At 73.9% G+C, this 18,750-nt stretch carries 13 protein-coding genes and 1 pseudogene; 8 read left to right on the forward strand and 6 right to left on the reverse strand.

Annotation, left to right across the window (positions count from 1 at the left end; genetic code table 11):
- Positions 1 to 456: 456 nt before the first annotated feature.
- From K6U79_06810 to K6U79_06835, 6 genes are read right to left on the reverse strand one after another with little or no spacing between them, the layout of a single operon-like run.
- The gene (locus K6U79_06810; GenBank protein ID MCL6522073.1) at positions 457 to 714 is read right to left on the reverse strand and encodes a glutaredoxin family protein; all 258 of its coding nucleotides are present in this window, start codon (positions 712 to 714) and stop codon (positions 457 to 459) included.
- A gap of 34 nt (positions 715 to 748) precedes the next feature.
- A complete protein-coding gene (gene tenA, locus K6U79_06815) occupies positions 749 to 1,402 on the reverse strand; it encodes a thiaminase II (GenBank protein ID MCL6522074.1) in 654 nt (217 codons plus the stop codon).
- 28 nt (positions 1,403 to 1,430) lie between these two features.
- Positions 1,431 to 1,757 (reverse strand): helix-turn-helix domain-containing protein, encoded by a 327-nt coding sequence (locus K6U79_06820; GenBank protein MCL6522075.1) that lies wholly within the window; start codon positions 1,755 to 1,757, stop codon positions 1,431 to 1,433.
- 21 nt (positions 1,758 to 1,778) lie between these two features.
- On the reverse strand, positions 1,779 to 3,518 hold the full coding sequence (locus K6U79_06825) for a PHP domain-containing protein (protein ID MCL6522076.1): 1,740 nt from the start codon (positions 3,516 to 3,518) through the stop codon (positions 1,779 to 1,781).
- A 37-nt stretch (positions 3,519 to 3,555) separates the two neighbouring features.
- Positions 3,556 to 4,497 (reverse strand): DMT family transporter, encoded by a 942-nt coding sequence (locus tag K6U79_06830; GenBank protein ID MCL6522077.1) that lies wholly within the window; start codon positions 4,495 to 4,497, stop codon positions 3,556 to 3,558.
- A gap of 23 nt (positions 4,498 to 4,520) precedes the next feature.
- Complete coding sequence (locus tag K6U79_06835; GenBank protein MCL6522078.1) at positions 4,521 to 5,762, reverse strand: Gfo/Idh/MocA family oxidoreductase; 1,242 nt, start codon at positions 5,760 to 5,762, stop codon at positions 4,521 to 4,523.
- Positions 5,763 to 5,922: 160 nt separating this feature from the next.
- Between K6U79_06835 and K6U79_06840 the strand changes: the two genes are divergently transcribed.
- The 8 genes and pseudogenes from K6U79_06840 (at position 5,923) to K6U79_06875 (ending at position 18,598) form a co-directional block, all read left to right on the forward strand.
- Entirely contained in the window at positions 5,923 to 6,282 is a 360-nt protein-coding gene (locus tag K6U79_06840) for a BlaI/MecI/CopY family transcriptional regulator (protein MCL6522079.1), read from the forward strand.
- Between the two features lie 5 nt (positions 6,283 to 6,287).
- Positions 6,288 to 7,232, forward strand: coding sequence for a M48 family metalloprotease (locus tag K6U79_06845; GenBank protein MCL6522080.1), 945 nt, complete (start codon positions 6,288 to 6,290; stop codon positions 7,230 to 7,232).
- Positions 7,233 to 7,523: 291 nt separating this feature from the next.
- A pseudogene (locus tag K6U79_06850) lies at positions 7,524 to 8,309 on the forward strand (4Fe-4S dicluster domain-containing protein).
- 194 nt (positions 8,310 to 8,503) lie between these two features.
- Positions 8,504 to 9,682: a polysulfide reductase NrfD gene (gene nrfD / locus K6U79_06855; GenBank protein MCL6522081.1), complete on the forward strand. Its 1,179-nt coding sequence runs from the start codon at positions 8,504 to 8,506 to the stop codon at positions 9,680 to 9,682.
- Positions 9,679 to 12,792 (forward strand): molybdopterin-dependent oxidoreductase, encoded by a 3,114-nt coding sequence (locus tag K6U79_06860; GenBank protein MCL6522082.1) that lies wholly within the window; start codon positions 9,679 to 9,681, stop codon positions 12,790 to 12,792. Before nrfD ends, K6U79_06860 begins: the two co-directional genes overlap by 4 nt.
- Before the next feature lie 203 nt (positions 12,793 to 12,995).
- Complete coding sequence (locus K6U79_06865; GenBank protein ID MCL6522083.1) at positions 12,996 to 15,704, forward strand: penicillin acylase family protein; 2,709 nt, start codon at positions 12,996 to 12,998, stop codon at positions 15,702 to 15,704.
- A 13-nt stretch (positions 15,705 to 15,717) separates the two neighbouring features.
- Positions 15,718 to 16,203 (forward strand): hypothetical protein, encoded by a 486-nt coding sequence (locus K6U79_06870; GenBank protein MCL6522084.1) that lies wholly within the window; start codon positions 15,718 to 15,720, stop codon positions 16,201 to 16,203.
- 151 nt (positions 16,204 to 16,354) lie between these two features.
- Positions 16,355 to 18,598 carry a xanthine dehydrogenase family protein molybdopterin-binding subunit gene (locus tag K6U79_06875; protein ID MCL6522085.1) on the forward strand — a complete coding sequence of 748 codons (2,244 nt, stop codon included), beginning with the start codon at positions 16,355 to 16,357 and terminating at the stop codon, positions 18,596 to 18,598.
- The last annotated feature ends 152 nt before the right edge of the window (positions 18,599 to 18,750 follow it).

An 18,750-nucleotide genomic window follows, 5' to 3' on the forward strand; every position in this document is an offset into this window, starting at 1 on the left:
GATCGCGTGGAAGGCGCAGCTCCGCCTCTCGAGCAAGTACCGGCGGCTGGTGGCGCGGGGCAAGCCGAGCCCGGTGGCGCTGGTCGCGGTGGCTCGGGAACTTCTGGGTTTCCTGTGGGCGGTGGCGTGCCAGGCGGAAACGGAGCAGCGCGAGCATCGGGCCAAGGCGGCCTGAGGGCGGCGATGCCCGAGCGGTAATCGGTTGAGTCCGTTCTGAGAGTTCCGGCTGGGAAGGGCTCGGGGGACGGAGGCAGCGGGAAGGAGAACCCTCGAGCCCCCTATGCACAGGGCGGAAGCCCCACGTGCGTCTCTAGTTCGAGGCAGCTCCGCGACGGACGCGCACCATGCGGTAACCAACCCGCGGATATCAGCCTGCCAACCGTCGACGAGGCGCTCCGTCCCCGAACCCTTCCCAGCCGGCCAAAAAGCGCGCGGACCTAGACGGCCGCGTTCATATCAGGGGGCGGCCAGGAGCCGCTCCAGGCGGGCGGCGTCGAAGCCGAAGACCACCTCTTCACCTACCACCAGCACCGGCGCCGTCACGTAGCCCAGCCGCCGGCGCAGCTCCGCCCCCCAGACCGGGCGGGCCCGGATGTCGCGCTCCTCGAAGGCCACCCGGCGCAGCTGCAGGTACTCGCGCAGCTGGGTGGCCGCCAGGCACGGGCCCAGCGTGTAGAGCAGCACCTCCGACCCGTCCCCCGAGCCGGTGCTCACGCCTCTCCCGCCCTCCTCCCCGGCCGGCGGCCGCTCAGACCGGCCAGCCCTCCAGCCGCCAGGCCATCTCCCAGAACATCCACTCCAGCCGGCTGGTGGTGACGAAGTGCTCCCGCATGGCCGCCCAGCCGGCCGGCGCAAGGCCCGCCGCCACCTGCTCCGCCGTCTCCAGCACGGCGCGCACCGTGGCGCCGTACTCCTCGCCGCCGTAGGTCTCGATCCAGAGCCGGTAGTGGGGATCGGGCGAGCCGCGGCGGAGCAGCTCCTCCCCCGTCCGCTGGTAGATCCAGAAGCAGGGCAGGAGGGCACCCAGGATCTCGTGGAAGGACCGCTCGTAGGCCACCGAGAGGAGGTAGCGCGTGTAGAGCAGGTTGGTGGGCGCCATCACCGCCCCCTCCACCTCGGCCGGGGCGAGGCCGAACTCGCCGAAATAATGCTCGTGGAGCCGGCGCTCCACCTCCACCACGCCGGCGGCGCTGTGCGCGAAGAGCGCCATCGCCCGCTCGTCCGGCGCCCTGGCCGCCGCCAGGCTGAGCACCCGCGCGTAATCGCGCAAATAGAGCGCGTCCTGCACCACGAAGAACAGGAAGCGCCGCCGCTCCAGCGTGCCGTCGCTCAGCCCCGCCAGGAAGGGATGCCGGCGGATGGCCTGCCAGATCGGATCGATGGCCGCCCAGAGCGACTCCATGTGCGGCAGCCGGCCCGCGGCGGCGCCCTCAACCCCCGCCAAGCCCCTCCCCCTCCCCTTCCGCCGGCGCCAGCACCGCCGGCGCGTACCGTTCCAACCGCTCCCGCCGAAGCCGGTAATAGCGGTAGCGGCCCTCGCGGCGGACGTCGATGAGCCCCGCCTCGGCCAGCACGCGGGTATGGTGCGAGAGCGTGGCGCGGGTGAAGCCGAGCTCGCCGGCGATGGCCCCGCAGCCCAGCTCCTCCGTCCCGGCCAACATGCGCAGGATGCGGAGGCGCATGGGGTCGGCCAGCGCCCGGTAGACCCGGCCCGCCTCCTCCACGATCCGCTCCTCGCCCTGCCGCGCGATGCCCATCGCCCCGCTCTCCCCCCGATTCTACATGGGCCGCTCCGGGGCCCCGCCGGTCCGGCGTCGCCGGGCGGCGTGCTCCAGGATCGCCTCCAGCGGCTGCGCGTTGAGGAAGGCCTCCGGCCCCAGCCCCGCCCGCCGCGCCCAGGCCACGCCCAGCTCCAGCGCGCGGAGGCCTTCCGGCGAGTGCGCGTCGCTGGCCAGGACCAGCGCCACGCCTGCCCGGTGGGCGGCCGCCGCCTGCTCGCTCGCCAGGTCGAGTCGCTCCGGCGAGGCGTTCACCTCCAGGGCCACGCCCAGCTCGCGCGCGTCCTCCACCAGGCGGTCGAAGTCCAGGGCGTAGGGCGGCCGGAGGCCCAGCCGGCGGCCGCCGGGGTGGGCGACGGCGCAGGTGGCGGGCTCCTCCATGGCCCGGCGCAGGCGCCGGTTCTGCTCGGCGGCCCCGCCGGAGAAGCGGCTGTGGATGGAGGCGTTGACCCACTCCAGGCCTGCCAGCGCTTCCTCGTCGTGGTCCAGACGGCCGTCGGCCAGGATGTCCACCTCGGCTCCGCGCAGCAGGCGGAGAGCCGGATGGCGGGCCTGGACGCGCGCCATCTCCTCCCACTGCGCCTTCAGCCGGGCCGTGTCCAGGCCGTGGGCGACGCGCAGCGAGGGCGAGTGGTCGGTGACGGCCACGTAGCGGTAGCCTCGCGCCTCCGCGGCCTCCGCCATGGCCTCCAGCGTGGCGCGGCCGTCGGACCAGGCGGTGTGGACATGGAGGTCGCCCTGCAGGTCGCCGGCCTCCAGCAGCCGGGGGAGCGCGCCCCGCTCCGCCGCCTCCACCACCTCGGGACGCTCGCGCAGCTCCGCCGGGATCCAGGGGAGGCCGAGCGCCGCGTAGGCGTCGGCCTCCTCCGGCGTGGCCAGGAGGTCCGCGCCCCGGCGAAGCCCGTCGGCGCCGAGCGCGAGGCCGCGGGGGCGGAGCCGCGGCTCGAGCGCCGCCAGGTGGACTTCGTCGCCGGTGGCCGCCAGCAGGACCGCGCCGAAGGTCGTCGCGCGGGCGGGATGGAGGCGGACCGGGATCCCCGCCGCGGCGGCCGCTTCCTCGGCGATGCGCCGGGCCGGCTCGGGCAGGGCCGGGCGCCCGTCCCCCGCCGCGCCCTCTGCCAGCGCCAGCACCAGGTCGAGCCGGTCCACCTGCTCGGCCGCGCGCCGGACGGCGCCGGCGACCTCGACGCGCAGGACGCCCGGCACCTCGCGCAAGCGCGCCGCCAAGTGGCGGCCGAGCGCCCAGGCCTCGCCGAGCCAGAGGCCGCCCCCGGGCCGGGCCAGCCGGAGCGCTTCGAGGAGCGCCCGCTCCTTTTGCGGCCCGAAGCCGGGCAGGGCACGGAGGCACCCGCCCGCCGCCGCCTCCGCCAGCACCTCGGGCTCGTCGATCCCCGCCTGCCAGAGGGCGGCCACGGTCCGGGGGCCGAGCCCGCGCAGCTCCAGCATCCGGCGGACGCCTTCCGGCACCTGCGACCGCAGCCGCTCCAGCAGGTCGCAGGTGCCGGTGGCCAGGATGTCGGCCGCCTTCCTGGCCAGCGCGGGCCCGACGCCCGGGATCTCGGTCGCCCGGCCGGCACGGACCAGCTCCGGAAGCTCCGCCGCGCGGCGCTCGACGGCCGCCGCCGCACGGCGGTAGGCCGGCGCCTTCCGCACCTCGTGGCCGAGCAGCTCCATCAAGTCGGCGATCTCGCGGAAGCGCTCCGCCACGGTGCGGCCGTCGTAGGCTCCTTCCTCCGGCACCATCGCTCTCGCCCCCGTCCCCGCCCTCCAGGCCCCATCATGCCACGCCCACGCCGGCAGGCCGCCGGCGAGCCGCACCCGGGAGCGTCACCAGCACCACGGTGGCCATCACTGCCGCGGCCCCGACCAGCTGGAGCGGGCTGAGCCGGACGCCGAGCCAGAGGCCGGCCGCGAGGGCGGCGGCGAGGGGCTCCACCGAGGCGACCAGGCTCGTCTCCGCCGGAGGCAGCCGCCGGAGCGAACCCAGGTAGAGGGTGAAGGGGACCAGCGTGCCCCCGACGGCGACGAAGGCGAGGAAGCCGGCCATCGCCCACGCGGCGCCCTGGAGGGCGGCCGCCTTCCAGGCCGTGCCCGCCGGCAGCACCCACGGGGCCAGGGCCACCGCCCCCACCACCATCGCCCAGCCGGTGACCAGGGCGGTCCCGTACCGGGCCAGGAGCGGCGCCGGGTAGACGGTATAGAAGGCGAGCGCCGCGGCAGAGAGAAGCCCCCAGGCGAGCGCGGCCGGCGAGAGGGCGAAGCCGCTTCCTCCGCCCGTCGCCAGCAGGAAGGTGCCCCCCACACCGAGCGCCAGCGCCGCCAGCGAGCGCGGCGAGGGCAGGCGGCGTGTCGTCCAAGCCTGCCAGAGCGCCACCAAGCCCGGCGCCAGGTACTGGAGAAAGGTGGCGGTGGCCGCGTTGCCGGCGTCGATGGCGGCCAGGTAGGTGCCCTGCACGGCGGCGAAGCCGAGGAGCGCGAAGACGACCAGGCGCAGCCGATCCTCGCGCACCCGCCAGGGCGCCAGGAGCAGCGCGCCGACCGCCGGGCGCGACGAATCCGACCGGCCCCGCGCGCCGAGAGCGACCGCGGCTAGGAGCAGCGGTCCCGCCGTGCCCATGCGGAAGACGACCAGCCAGGCGGGACTGAGGCCACCCTTCTGCATGAGCAGCTGGGCGACGGTGCCGGAGAGGCCCCAGAGCACCCCCGCCACCAGGGCCATGGCCAGGCCGGCCAGCCGCCCGCTCACCCGCCGATCTCCGCGGCCCGCCAGGCCCGGTCGAGCAGCTCCTCCACCGCCACACCGGCCTCCAGGCCGGCGGCGCCCGCCGGGGCCGCCTGCGGCCGACCGCCGCCCGCGGTCGCCTCGAGCCAGAAGGCCAGCGAGGCCAGGTGCGTGTCCGCCATGCGCCCGAGGCTCCTCGCAGGTGGAGGCAGCAGCTCCTCCACCCGCCGGTACCAGCGGAGCGCCTCCCCGCCGTCCGCGCCGGCCTCCGCCCAGGTCGCCAGGTCGGCGGCAGCAGCACGGGCGTGGCGGCGACGCTCGCGCAGCCAGAGGTCGAGGCTGCCCGCCTCGACGTCGACACGAGCCGAGCCGCGGCTCCCGTACACCTCCACCCAGGTGCCCTCGCCGCCGTCGGCCATCCGGGAGACTTCGACCGTCCCCTCCGCGCCGCCGGCCAGCGTCAACTCCACCTCCGCCCAGTCGTCCACCCGGTGGCCCTCCGTGCCCAGAAGGCCGCCCGCCCGGGAGGCGGCGAAGGTCCGGAGCCGGGCGCGCAGCCCGCTCACCCGCCCCGCCTCCCCCAGCGGGCCGAAGAGGTAGCCGACCAGGTCGAGGAGGTGGGAGCCGAGGTCGACCAGCGCACCGCCGCGCGCCAGCTCGGGGTCGAACTTCCAGTTGCGCGGGCGCCGTGGATCGAGGTAGCCGCCGTGGAACATGCGGAGGCGGAAGTGGAGCGGCTCTCCCAGGAGCCCCGCCGCCAGGAAGGCGCGCACCAGCGCCAGGTTCCGGTCGAAGCGGAGGTTGTAGGCCAGGCCGAAGGGCTTCCTCACGCCCTCCGTCGCGCGGGCGCGCTCCGCCAGCGCCCGCGCCTCGCCCAGGTCGCCCGTCAGCGGCTTCTCGCAGTAGACGGCCAGCCCCGCCTCCGCCGCCGCGCCCGCCGCCGCCGCATGGAGCCCGTTGGGCAGGCAGACGTCGAGGAAGTCGACCTGCCCCGCCAGCGCCCGGACCGCCTCCGCCACCTCGCGCGCCCCGCGGGGCCCCTCCACCACCTGCACCTGGGCGAAGCCGAGCGCCGCCGCCTCGGCGGCGCGGGCCGGGCCGACCACGACCGCAGCCAGCTCGACCGGCACGGGCGCGCCGCCGCGGAGGACGAACGGAGCGGCCCGCAGGCCGGCCAGGTGTGTGCGGGCGATCCCGCCCAGGCCCGCGACGGCGTAACGGAGCGGGCGTGACCGGTCCGCCCCGCCCTCCTCCGCCCTCACCTTCCTCCCTCCCCGGGAGGCCATTCCGCGCCGGGGGGCGGCTTCCTCCCGTCGCAGATCGCCCGCCTGGGGGAGCCGGTCCGTTCACGTCTTGCTGTAGTGTAGGGCCATGAAGAAGCGGGAAAGGGTTCCGAGCCTCGGCCCGCTGGAACGGGCGGTCATGGAGCAGCTCTGGAAGGCGGGGCGGCCGCTGAGCATTCGAGAGGTGCTGGAGGCGCTCCAGCCGGCGTATCCGGTCACCTTCAACACGGTGATGACGGTGATGAACCGGCTCGTGGAGAAGGGGTTGCTCCGCCGCAGCGGCGAGCGCCGCAGCTACTTGTATGCGCCGGTGCTGAGCCGCCAGGAGTACCTGGGGCGCTCCTCCTACCAGCAGATGGAGTCGCTCCTGGCGGAGATGGGGCCGTTGGCGCTGGCGCGCTTCGTCGACGCCGCAGCCGACGCCGATCCCACCTACCTCCGCCGCTTGGCCGAGTTGATCCGCCAGAAGGAGGCCGCGCCAGGCTCCCACGAGGGGTGAAGCCCGTGAACTACCGCCGCCTCGCTTCCTACGCCGCCCACGCACTCCTGGGTCTGGTCGCCGCGCTCCTGGCTGCCGCGGTCTATGAGGTCAAGATCCGCTCCATCATCCCCAAGGGCGGGGTCTGTCCGAACTGTTCGCTGCTTCTGCCCCAGCTGCTCTTTCTCGCGCTGGTGCTGGCGCTGGGCACGAGCTTCGTCCTGACGCTGTTCCGGCTCGTTCTGGGCGCCTGGTTGACCCGCGACCTTCAACGCGGGCTCGCGGCGGAAGGAGCCGCAGGCGAGATCGGCGCCGGGCTGGCGGCCCGCCTCGACCGCCTGGCGGTCGCCGGGCTCCTCCGCGCGGAGGAGCGGCGACGCCTGCACGTGCTCGACCGCCCGACCGCGCCGGAGGCCTTCTCGGCAGGCTTCTGGAAGCCCCAGGTCTACCTCTCGCCGTCGCTGGTGCGGCTGGGCGACGCCCAACTGCTGGCGGTCCTCCGCCACGAGCTGGACCACGTCCGCCACCGCGACCCCTTCCATCGCCTACTGGAGAAGGCCCTGCAGCAGTCCTTTCCCTACCTGCCCCTCCTCGGCCTGATGGGAGAACGGCTGGAGCAGCTGCGGGAGATCGCGGCGGACCAGGCGGCACTGGCTGCGGGTAGCCATCCCGCCGACCTCCTCGAGGCCCTGGCCGAGCTTCTGGCAAGGCCCTCAGGGCTCGCCGAAGGGCCGCTCGAGCGGGCGGCCTACCTCTCCCCCTTCGCCCGCCGAGGCCCGCTGGGCGAGCCGTGGCAGGATCTCCGCCTCTGGCACCTGCTTCAGGCCGGCACGCGCGACGGCACGCGCAACCTTTCGGCCTGCTGGCTCCACACCACGGCGTCGCTCCTCCTCGCCGGCGTGGCCGCCCTCCTGCCGCTGGCTGCGGTCCTCCTCATCCGCTGCACGACGTTCGCCGCCTGGTTCGGCTAGAACGGTCGCTCCGGGCCGGTTCGAGCGGCATCCATCCGGCCGGGCCGTTCGGCCGGACCACATGTTGTATTTCTCAAATCTCGAGCTTTCACATGCCGAACATTCTCCCTTCGGGTGATACACGACGCTGCGTAGTGGTCCGTATCCTGGGTCCGCCAGTTACATGACGTCTTGTCGTGTAAGCGGAGGGGTGGCCGAGCGGTGGCGCGTGAACCCAAGGCGGACGAAGCGGTTGTCCGGTCGCTGCCGGATCCCGAAGCGGTTCTGGCGGCGGGCGGACACGACGTGGCGCTGGGCCTGGCCATGGCCGCCGACGCGCAGAAGGTGGCGGGCGGCGAGATGGACGCCGTCACCTTCCGCCAGCGCTGGAACAGAGCGGTCAAGCGGGAGTTCGGGCGCGAGCTTCCTCGGCACGATCCCAGCGAGCGGAAGGGACCCCGCTGGGGGATGGTGATCGACCTCCAGAAATGCGTCGGTTGCGACACCTGCACGGTCGCTTGCAAGGCGGAGAACCGGACCCCGCCGGGCGTCAGCTACAACGTGGTGCTGGAATACGAGAGCGGAACATTTCCCAATACGGGTCACGTCAATCTACCGCGGCCCTGCATGCAATGCGACAACGCCCCCTGCATCTGGGTCTGCCCCGTGGGAGCCACCTACAAGCTGGAGAACGGGATCGTGGCCATCGACTACGACCGCTGCATCGGCTGCCGCTACTGCATCGTCGCCTGCCCCTACGGCGCACGCTCCTTCGACTTCGGCGAGGGCTACGGGGAGGGCCAGGGCGGGGAGATGCTGGGCTTCAACCGCCTCCAGGCACCCGAGTACGGCGTGGCCCGAGGAGAGCGGCAACCGAACAAGTCGCCCGTGGGCAACGTGCGCAAGTGCACCTTCTGCCTCCACCGCTTGGAGCGGGGCGAGGAGCCCGCCTGCGTGGAGGCCTGCATCGCGGACGCCCGCTACTTCGGCGACCTGGACGACCCCGACAGTCGGGTCGCCCAGCTGGCCTCCAGCCCGCGGGCCTTCCGCCTGCGGGAGGAGCTGGGCACCGAGCCGCGGGTCTACTACCTGCGCTGAACCCGGGCAGGGAGCTGCGCGAAGGGGGTCCTACCGTGTCCGAGAAGACGCTGGAACTTCCTTTGGCCGCTCCTGGGCCGGCAGAGCCGGCGCAGGCGCTGCCTGGCGAACGCTACGGGATCCAGTGGCCCTCCCGCAGACTGGCCCTGGCCTGGTTCGTTCCGCTCACCCTGGTCGGCTTCGTCACGCTGGGCATGATCGTCCACTCGCTCCTGGGCGGTCTGGCGCTGACCAACCTGAGCTCCTGGACGCCGTGGGGGCTCTGGATCGCCTTGTACATCTTCTTTCTGGGGCTCTCCGCGGGCGCCTTCCTGCTCTCCAGCCTGGTCCACGTCTTCGGCCAGGAGCAGTTCGAGCCGGTGGGGCGGGACGCACTGCTGGCCGCGATCCTGGCCATGATGATCGGCATGCTCTTCGTCTGGCTCGACCTCGGCCACCCGGAGCGTGCCTTGAACGCGTGGCTCTTCTGGAACCCGCGCAGCGTGCTGGCCTGGGAGATCCGCTTCTACGTCCTCTACATCCTCCTGCTGGCTCTCGAGCTCTACTTCTCGATGCGGACCGACCTGATCCGCGCCGCGCAAGGAGGCGGATGGCGGGCGCGCGTGGCCGGATGGCTGCGACTGGGCTCCCGCGACCTGAGTGAGATCGGCGAGCGCCGCGACCGCCGCGTGCGCAAGGTGCTGGGGATCATTGGCATCCCGCTGGCCATCTTCGGCGTCCACGGCGGCACGGGTCTTCTCTTCGCGGCGGCGCGGGCGCGCCCGGCCTGGAACACCGGCATCTTCCCGGTGGTCTTCGTCATCTCCGCGCTCACGTCGGGAACGGCGCTGGCCCTCCTCCTCTACTGGGCCCGGCGGCGCCTCTCCCGCCGGCCGGTCGACCGGGAGCTCCTCGACGCCCTGGCCAGGCTGATGCTGGCTCTGCTCACCCTCGACTGGATGCTCCAGGTCTTCGAGTACGTGGTAGCTCTCTACGACGCCGGGCCCCACGAGCTCGAGATCCTGACCGCCCAGTTCCTGGGGCCCTTCGCCTGGACCTTCTGGGGGCTCCAGCTGGGGGCGGGCGCCGTCCTCCCGGTCCTGCTCCTGGTCCTCTCCCGGCGCCGGGGCGACGACCGGCTCAAGCCGCTGGCCGCCTTGCTGGTCCTGGCCGGCATCGTCGGCGTCCGGGTCAACATCGTGGTGCCGGCGCTGATCCCGCCGGTGATGCCTGGGCTTCCGTGGAGCTTTTACGCACCCAACTTCTTCGAGTGGACGATGGCGGCCGGTGTCTTCGGCGTAGCGTTCTGGCTCTATACCGTCGCGGCCACGCTGCTGCCGCTGGAACCGGCGCCTGCCAAGCTGCCGGCGAGCGAGGAGGGTGAGCAGGCATGAAGCAGACCAGGCGTCAGTTCCTGGGGACCAGCGTCGCGGTCGGCGCCTTCCTCGTCGCCTCCGCGGGCGGTTCCTCCGGCTGGGAGGCGATCCGGCGCTGGCTCGAGGGCGCCTCGCCCCACGGCGTGGGAACCTTCTCGGAGGATTACGACGCGGGCCGCGTCATCTACACGACCTGCGTCCAGTGCAACTCGCTCTGCTCCATCAAGGCGCTCCTGACGGAGGTGCCGGGCCGCGCCGACCACGACCCCACCTGCTTCGTCCGGAAGATCGCCGGCAATCCCTACAGTCCCATCAACACGGTCCCCTACGGGCCCGCCCCGTACACCATGCCAGCCCAGCAGGTCGCGCGACGCGGCACGATGCGCATGGCGATCACAAGCCACGCCGGCCGAGGCGGGCGGGCCTGCCTCAAGGGCCAGGCCGGTATCCAGACGGCCTTCGACCTGCACCGGATCACCCGTCCTCTGCGAAGGGTCGGGCCGCGGGGAAGCGGCCGCTGGGAGAGCATCACCTGGGAGGAAGCGATCCGGGAGATCCTCGACGGCAGTCCCAAGCTCGGCACGCCCGGCCTTCGCAAGCTCTGGGCCTTCGTCCCCGAGGAGCAGGTGAAGGCGGACCTGGAGCGTGTGAAGCGGGGCGAGATGAGTCAGGCCGACTTCGAGGCCGAGTACCGGGAGACGCTGATCGACCCGCGCCACCCCGACCTGGGGCCCAGGGCCAACCAGATCGCCTGCATCGGCGGCGATCGCGGCACCTTCGTCGGCCAGCGGCTCTGGAACCAGTCGCTCGGCTCGGTCAACTTCTTCAACCACGGTGGCATCTGCGGCGTCAGCGGCGTCATCGGCACCCGGCGCTCGCACCAGGGCGAACAGAAGAAGGACCGGCTCTACGCCGACCTCGAGCACTGCGACTTCCTGATCGTCTGGGGCTCCAACCCGGCCGTCGCCAACAAGGGGCCCGTCTACCTGGCGCCCATGCTGACCAACGCGCTGGCGCGCGGCATGAAGATGGCGGTGGTCGACCCGCGCCTCTCCGCCACCGCGCAGAAGGCGGACTGGTGGGTCCCGGTCCGCCCCGGGGCCGACGCGGCTCTGGCGTTGGGCATGGCGCGCTGGATCGTCGAGAACGAGCGCTACGACCGCCGCTACCTGACCAATCCGAACAGGAAGGCTGCCGCCGCCGGCGGCGAGCCGACCTGGAGCGACGCCACCTTCCTCGTCCGTCTGGATCAACCCTCCCGGCCGCTTCTCAAGGCGTCCGAGATCGGGCTGGTGCCGGCGGGCTCGGAGGCCGACGGACCGGTCGTCCTCTGGCAGGGGAAGCCCCTTCCGGCCAAGGAGGCGCCGGAGGGCGAGCTCTTCGTCCGGACGGAGATCGCCGGCATCCCCGTCCGCTCCGTCTTCGACCTCTACCGCGAGCGAGTGATGGAGAAGAGCCTCGAGGAGTACGCCCGCCTGGCCGGGATCCCGCTGGAACTCCTGGTGACGCTGGCCCGCGAGTGGACCTCGCACGGCAAGCGCGTGGCCATCCTGGCCTACCGCGGGCCGGCCATGCACACCAACGGCTACTACACCCTCCGCGCCATCAACACGCTCAACCACCTGGTCGGCAACCACGACTGGAAGGGCGGCGACATGAACGCCGGCGCCCAGTTCCACGACGTGAAGGGACGCTACGACCTCCTCAACGTGCCGGGCGCGCACAAGGCCTGGGGCGTGCCCATCACCCGCCAGCAGGTCGACTACCGGAAGGTCTCCCTCTCCAAAGAAGGTCCGGCGAGGCGCTACTGGTACCCCTTCAGCGGCAACCTCTGCCAGGAGGTGCTCCCCAGCGCGGGGGCGGGCTACCCCTACCCGCTCAAGGCGCTCTTCCTATACCGCCACTCGCCGCTGGCCTCGGACCCGGCACCGCAGCTCCAGGAAGAGGTGCTCCGCTCCCCGGAGAAGCTGCCGCTCGTGGTCGCCTTCGATCTGGAGATCGGCGAGTCCAGCCGTTACGCCGACTTCCTCCTGCCCGACCTGAGCTACCTGGAGCGCTGGGGGCTGGAGCACATCTACCCCATCCTGCGCACCCGCTTCAGCCACATCCAGCAGCCGGTGACGCGCGTCTTCCCCGACCCCGAAGGGCCGCGCGACGTCCAGGACGTCTTGATCGAGCTCTTCAAGCGGATGGGCCTGCCCGGCGTCGGCCCGGGCGCCTTCCCGGGCGGCGAGCCGCTCGACCGCGCCGAGGACTTCTACCTGAAGGTGGTCGCCAACATCGCCTTCGACGGCGAACCGGTCCCCGACGCCGACGAGGAGGAAGAGGCGGCCTTCGAGCGTGCGCGCCTCTTGGCCCTGGGTCCCACCTGGGATCCGGTGGCGTGGCGGCGTGCCGTCAATCCGGAGGAGTGGCGGAAGGTGGTCTACGTCCTCAACCGCGGCGGCCGCTTCGAGGCGCCCGGCCGCGAGTACGAGGGCGAGTGGCTCCGTTACCGATTCGGCGGCCAGGCCAACTTCTACGACCCCGGCGTCGCCGCGCTCACCCACCCGGTCACCGGCGAGCATTTCGACGGCCTGCCACGCCTCGAGCCCGTCCGTCGCTTCGACGGGCAGGAATTGGACGACCCCCGCCCGCTCCAGCTGATCAACTGGAAGGCGCGGAACCTGGGCACCCACCGGACCATCGCCGACGCCTGGCTGCGCGAGGTCCGCGGCGAGAACGTCCTCTGGATTCATCCCGGCGACGCCGCGCCGCGGAGTATCCGGGAAGGCGATTGGGTCTGGGCAGAGGCCGCCTCGGGCCGCGCACGGGCGCGCGCACACCTGACCGAGGCGATCCGGCCGGGCGTCGTCGGCGCCGCCTATAACTTCGGCCACACTGCCTACGGCAGCCGGCCCGTCTGGATCGACGGCCGCCTCATCCCGGCCGTCCGGCCCTACGGCCACACCTCGTTCCCGCTCGACCAGCCCACGCACGAGGAGAGCGGCTATGCCCCCGATCGGGGCGGCGGCTGGAACCCCAACGTCGTGCAGCCGGTCGATCCTCTGCTGCACATGGGCCTCCAGGATCCGATCGGCGGCGGGGCCTCCGAGCTGGACGCGCGGGTGGAGGTGCGGCGCGCCTGAGCGGTCTCCGCCCGTCCCGCCACCCGAAGGCAGGAGCCGGCGGCCAAGGCCGCCGGCTCCTTGGCGTGGAGCACGGCCGGCCGTGGGCGAGGAGCCGGTGACGACGACACATCCCCGCTCTCCCGTCGCCGCGACCGCCCCCGGCGCCGGCACGGACCAGGGGCCTCGCCCGCGGCAGAGAATGCCTTTTCAGGAGGGAGAAGATGAGAGGTTCCCTCGGGTGGGCGATCGGCGCCGCGCTCCTGGCACTGGCGCTCCTCGCCGCCCTGCTCCTGCCTCTGGGGCCCCTGCCGCCACTGGGGCCGACCTTCAACCCGACCCGCGGCGTGCTGGCCGAGGCCTGGCAGCCGCTCTCCGGGCCTCTGCGCCTGAGGGGGTTGCGGCAGCCGGTGGTGGTCGACTTCGACCGCTGGGACGTGCCGCACATCTTCGCTCGGAACGACCACGACCTCTTCATGGCCCAGGGCTACCTGACCGCGCGCGAGCGCCTGCTGGAGATGGAGCTCGTCCGGCGCCAGAGCGAGGGCCGCCTGGCCGAGATCCTCGGGCCGTCGGCCCTCCCCGGCGACGAGCTGCAGCTGACCCTGGGCCTCTGGCGGACCGCCCAGGCCTCGGCCGCGCGCATCGCGCGGCAGGAGCCGGGCGTCTATGCGGAGTTGCAGGCCTATGCCGACGGCGTCAACGCCTGGATCCGCGAGGCGGAGGCGGGCGGGCGTCTGCCGGCCCTCTTCCGCCTGCTCGGCTTCCGGCCCGCCCCCTGGACGGTGGCCGACAGCTTGGTGGTGCAGGCCTTCATGGCGGAGGACCTGGCCTTCAGCACCGCCCCCCTGGAGCGGGCGGCGATCACCGAGAGGCTGGGGCCGGCGCGGGCCGACGCCCTCTTCCGGACGCTCCCCGTCAACCCGCAGTTCCCCTACGATCCCGGCCCCTACCCGGCGCCGGCGCCGCCCGACGCGGGAGCGCTTCGGGCGGCGCTCCTGCCCTTCGCGCCCGGCGCCGGCGTGGGCGGGGTGAGCGCCCTGCCCGCGCCCCCGGTCGCCGTGGCGCCGGGGGCGAGCTCCGCCCCGCAGGCGCCGGCGGCCTCCCGGGCGGAGGCGCCGGGCGGCCCGGACTGGGCGACCCTGGCGGAATCGCTCCGTTCCGCCGTGGCCGGCGGTCCCATGAGCGGCCTCCTCCTGGCCGGCCTCTCCGCCAGCAACAACTGGGTGGTGGACGGGAGCCTGACCGCCACCGGGAAGCCGATGCTGGCGGGCGACCCCCACCTGGCGCTGACGCTTCCTTCGATTTGGTTCGAGGTCCAGCTGGAGGCGCCCGACCTCCAAGTCTACGGCGTCAGCATCCCGGGCACGCCGGGCGTGGTCATCGGCCACAACCGCGACGTGGCCTGGAGCCTGACCAACGTGCAGAACCAGCAGAGTTTCTACTACGTGGAGACGACCGACCCCGCCCACCCCGACGCCTACCTGCACGGCGGCCGCTGGCTCCCCTTCTCCGCCTACACCGTGGAGATCCCGGTCCGGGGGCGCGCGCCGGAGCGTTTCACGGTCCGCTGGACCGTCCACGGAGCCGTGCTGCCCGAGGGGCTCCCCGGCTTTCCGCCGCTTCCCGGCAAGGCGGTCAGCCTCGCCTGGACGGGCAACCTCTTCTCCGACGACTTCGCCGCCCTCGACGGGCTGATGCGGGCGCGGAGCGCCGCCGACGTCCGCCGGGCGCTCCGCCTCTGGGGGAGCCCGACCCAGAACTTCGCCTACGCCACCACCCAGGGCGATATCGGCATCATCTCGGCCGGCTACTACCCCCTGGTGGGCGCGGGCCGGCCCTGGCTTCCGCTGGACGGCGCGGACCCGGCCCAGGACTGGCAGGGCCTCATCCCCTATGACCGGGTGCCGCAGGCGGCCGATCCGCCCAGCCACTTCCTCTTCAGCTCCAACCAGCGGGAGGTGGGCGCCGGCTACCCGTACTACATCGGCACCGCCGACGACGGCTTCGACGCGGGCTACCGCGCGGCCACCGTGCAGGCTTGGCTCGCCGATCCCGCACACCGACCGCTGACCCTCCAGCGCATGGCGGAGCTGCAGTCCTCCCAGCTGGACGGGCTGGCCATGCGCATGGTGCCGGCGCTGGTGGCGGCGGTGCGCTCGGACCCGGGCGCCTCGCCGGCGCTCCGCCAGGCGGCCGACCTGCTGGCGGCCTGGGACGGGACAATGGCGGCCGGGGAGGCGGCGCCGGCCATCTGGTGGAGCTGGCTGAGCCACTACGTGCAGGACACCTACGGACCCTGGTGGCAGGCCTCGGGGCTGGAGCGGCTGCCCGGCTTCTCCCTGAAGGACTTCCAGCCGGCCCAGAGCGGCTGGAAGGCCGTCCTGCTGGAGAACCTGGAGGTGATGACCACGGCGCCGGTCGGCTCGCCCGCCTACCGGGCGGCGGCCTATCCGGACGGCTCCGGGCGCTCCTGGTTCTTCGACCCCGTGCAGCAGACCGATCGCAGCCGCCAGGAAGTGATGCTCCAGGCGCTGGGCGAGGCGCTCTCCGGCCTGCGCCAGCGCCTGGGCGCCGACCCGTCCCGCTGGCGCTGGGGCGAGCTGCACCAGCGGCTGATCCCCTCGCTGACCCAGCGCCCCTCCCTGGGCAGGGGCCCCTTCGCCAGCGGCGGCGACGCCTTCACCGTCAACGTCTCGGGCGGCGAGCCCTCCACCCACGGCCCCAGCTGGCGGATGATCGCCGACCTGGCCGACCTCGGGCGCTCGTGGGGCGTCTTCCCCGGCGGCGAGTCGGGCGATCCGACCAGCCCCCACTACGACGACCAGCTCCCGCTCTGGCGCGCGGGGAGGTACAAGGTCCTGCTCTTCCCCGCGGCGCCGATGCCGGAGGCGGCCGACTGGGCCGTGCGCGTGGTGCGGCTCGAACCTTGAGGAGGTGGGAGCCATGTCTTCCTCCGCGATCCCGCCGGGCCGGGCTCCGGCCACGCCTGAGAGCCCCCGTCCCGCGGCGGCGCTCTTCCGCCTGGCGCTCTTCGGCCTCCTCGCCGCCCTGCTGGCCGCCGCGGGGCTGGCCGCCGGCCTCTGGTGGCTGGGCATTCCCGGCGCCGCGCTCCTGGCCTGGTGGCTGGAGCCGCCCGGGCGCCGCGGCTGGACGGCCTTCGCGGCGGTCCTGGCGGCCTGGCTGGCCTTCGCCCTGCGGGACCTGACGGTCGCGGGCGGCCTGGCGCAGAGCGGCGCGGTGATGGCGCTGGCGGGCCTGCCGGGAGCCGCAGCGGCCCTCTTCTGGCTCCTGCCGGCCCTCCTGGCCGCCGCCTCGGCCGGGCTGGCGGCGGTGGCTGGGGCCGGGCTGAGAGCCTGGCGGCGCGCCCGCGCCGGGGCCACCGGCACCGCCGTGCCGGCGCCGCCGGGCGGGGCGAGCACCGGCTCGTGACGAAGGACGGCGGCGCCAGGGGGCCGGCCGTCCATGCCGTATGCTTAGTAGCCGAAGGCCGGGAGGCTCCGAGCGAGCCGCCGGGGCCGGCGGTGGCCCGCGGAGGCTGGTCCGCCCGCCGGCCCGCGCACGAAGGGAGCGATGAGCCAGGGTGTCTGCCAATCCGCCTTCCTACCAGGTGATCGGACGCTCGCAGCCGCGCCTCGACGGGCCGGAGAAGTTGCGCGGCTCGGCGCGGTACGTGGCCGACCTGCGCCCGGCGGGCCTGCTTCACGCCCGCCTGGTGCTCAGCCCGTACGCCCACGCACGTCTGCGCCGCATCGACACCTCCGCGGCCGCCCGGGCCGCCGGCGTGGCGGCCGTCTTCACCGCCGCCGACCTGGAGCCGACCGGTCTCCTGGCCGACGACGAGGTCTTCTACGCCGGCCACCCGGTGGCCGTGGTGGTGGCCGAGAGCGAGGCGCTGGCCGAGGACGCGGCCGAGTTGGTCCGGGTCGAATACGAACCGCTTCCCGCCGTCCTCGACCCGGAGGAGGCGCTCCGCCCCGAGGCGCCGCTGGTCCGCCAGCTGCCCGAGGAGCACGTCTCCGAGGCCATGGCCGCCCACGGCGCGGCCGCCGGCGGCGTCCAGGACGAGCCCCGACCGCGGAACGCCAGCGACATGGTCCACTTCCGGCGCGGCGACGTGGAGGCCGGCTTCGCCCGGGCGGAGATGGTGCTGGAGGCCACCTACCGCGCCGGCGCCGTCCACCAGGGGCACATCGAGACGCACGGCGTCGTCGCCGAGGCCGCGCCCGACGGCTCGCTCACCCTCTGGACGTCGACCCAGGGCACCTTCGACACCCGCCACGGGACGGCCGAGACGCTGGGCCTGGAGGAGCACCAGGTGCGCGTCGTGCCCATGACCGTGGGCGGCGCTTTCGGGGGCAAGTTCCTGTTGCTGGAGCCGCTGGCGGCGGCGGTGGCGCGCCGCCTGCGCCGCCCGGTGCGCCTGGTCCTCGACCGGCTGCAGGACTTCCTGGTCAGCCGGCCGGCGCCCGCCGCGGTCATCCGGCTCAAGATGGGCGCCCGCCGCGACGGCACGCTGACGGCGCTCGAGGCCCGGCTCGTCTTCGATACCGGCGCCGAGCCGGGCTCGCCGGTGGGGATCGCGGCGCTCCTCTTGGGCGGCACCTATCGGGTGGAGAACCTGGACATCGTCGGCTACGAGGTGCTCACCCACAAGAGCCCGGTGGGCGCCTACCGCGGGCCGGGCGCGCCCCAGGCCTACTTCGCGCTGGAGTCGCACATGGACCGGCTGGCCCGCCGCCTCGGGCTCGACCCGCTGGAGTTCCGCCTGCGGAACGCCGCCCGCGAGGGCGACCCCCGGCCCGACGGCCGTCCCTGGCCCCGGCTGGGCCTGGTGGAGTGCCTGGAGAGGGTGCGCGAGCATCCCCTCTGGAAGGAGCGGCCCGCCGGCCCCGACGAAGGTTGGGGCTTGGCGGTGGGCGGCTGGCCGGGCGGCCTGGAGCCGGCGGCCGCGGGCTGCCGGCTCGACCCGGACGGGACGCTGACGGTCCAGGTGGGCACCGTCGACATCACGGGCTCGGCCACCTCGCTGGCCATGATCACCGCCGAGATCTTCGGGCTCCCGCCCGAGCGGGTGCGGGTGGTCAACCGCGACACCGACAGCTCGCCCTTCGGCGGTTCCGCCGGGGGCAGCAAGACCGTCTACACGGTGGGCCCCGCGGTGCAGAAGGCGGCCGAGGACGCGCGCCGCCAGGTGCTGGAGCTGGCGGCCGAGCGGCTGGAGGCGGCGCCGGAGGACCTGGAAGTGGCCGACGGGCGGGTGACGGTGCGCGGCGTTCCCTCGCGCTTCGTCACCCTGGCCGAGCTGGCCCGCCTCTCCACCCGCTTCGGCAGCCGCTACGCGCCCATCTACGGCCACGGCCGTGTGGCCCAACGCTCGTCGGCGCCCGGCTTCGCGGTCCACTTGGCGCGCGTCCGCGTGGACCGCGAGACCGGCCAGGTGCGCGTCACCGGTTACCTGGCCGTGCAGGACGTGGGCCGCGCCATCAACCCCGCCGAGGTGGTGGGCCAGATCCGTGGCGGGGTGGCCCAGGGGATCGGGCGCGCGCTCCTGGAAGAGCTGCTCTGGGACGAGAGCGGCCAGCTGCTGGACGCCAACCTGGCGGACTACCGCCTTCCCACCGGGGAGGACGTGCCGCAGGTGGAGACGGAGCTGGTGGAGGTGCCCGCCCCGGACGGCCCCTTCGGCGCCAAAGGCGTCGGCGAGCCGCCGGCCATCCCCGTGGCGGCGGCGCTGGCCAACGCGCTGGAGGCCGCCGCCGGCGTCCGCCTGGAGACGATTCCCATCCGTCCGGAGGAGGTACTCCGCGCCCTGGGCGCCTCCTGACCGCCCGCCGGCCCGGCGAGAAGGCGCGGAGTGCGGAGAAGACGAGAGGGGGCGGGGTGTCCGCCGGGCACCCCGCCCCGCTCTGGGAGCAGGCCTCGGGAGGTAGGCCTGCTCCGCCCCCCGAAGGGCTTCCTTGGAACCCGGGTGCAGTG

This window comes from Bacillota bacterium (genome assembly GCA_023511835.1).
GTDB lineage: Bacteria > Bacillota > Sulfobacillia > JAIMAT01 > JAIMAT01 > JAIMAT01.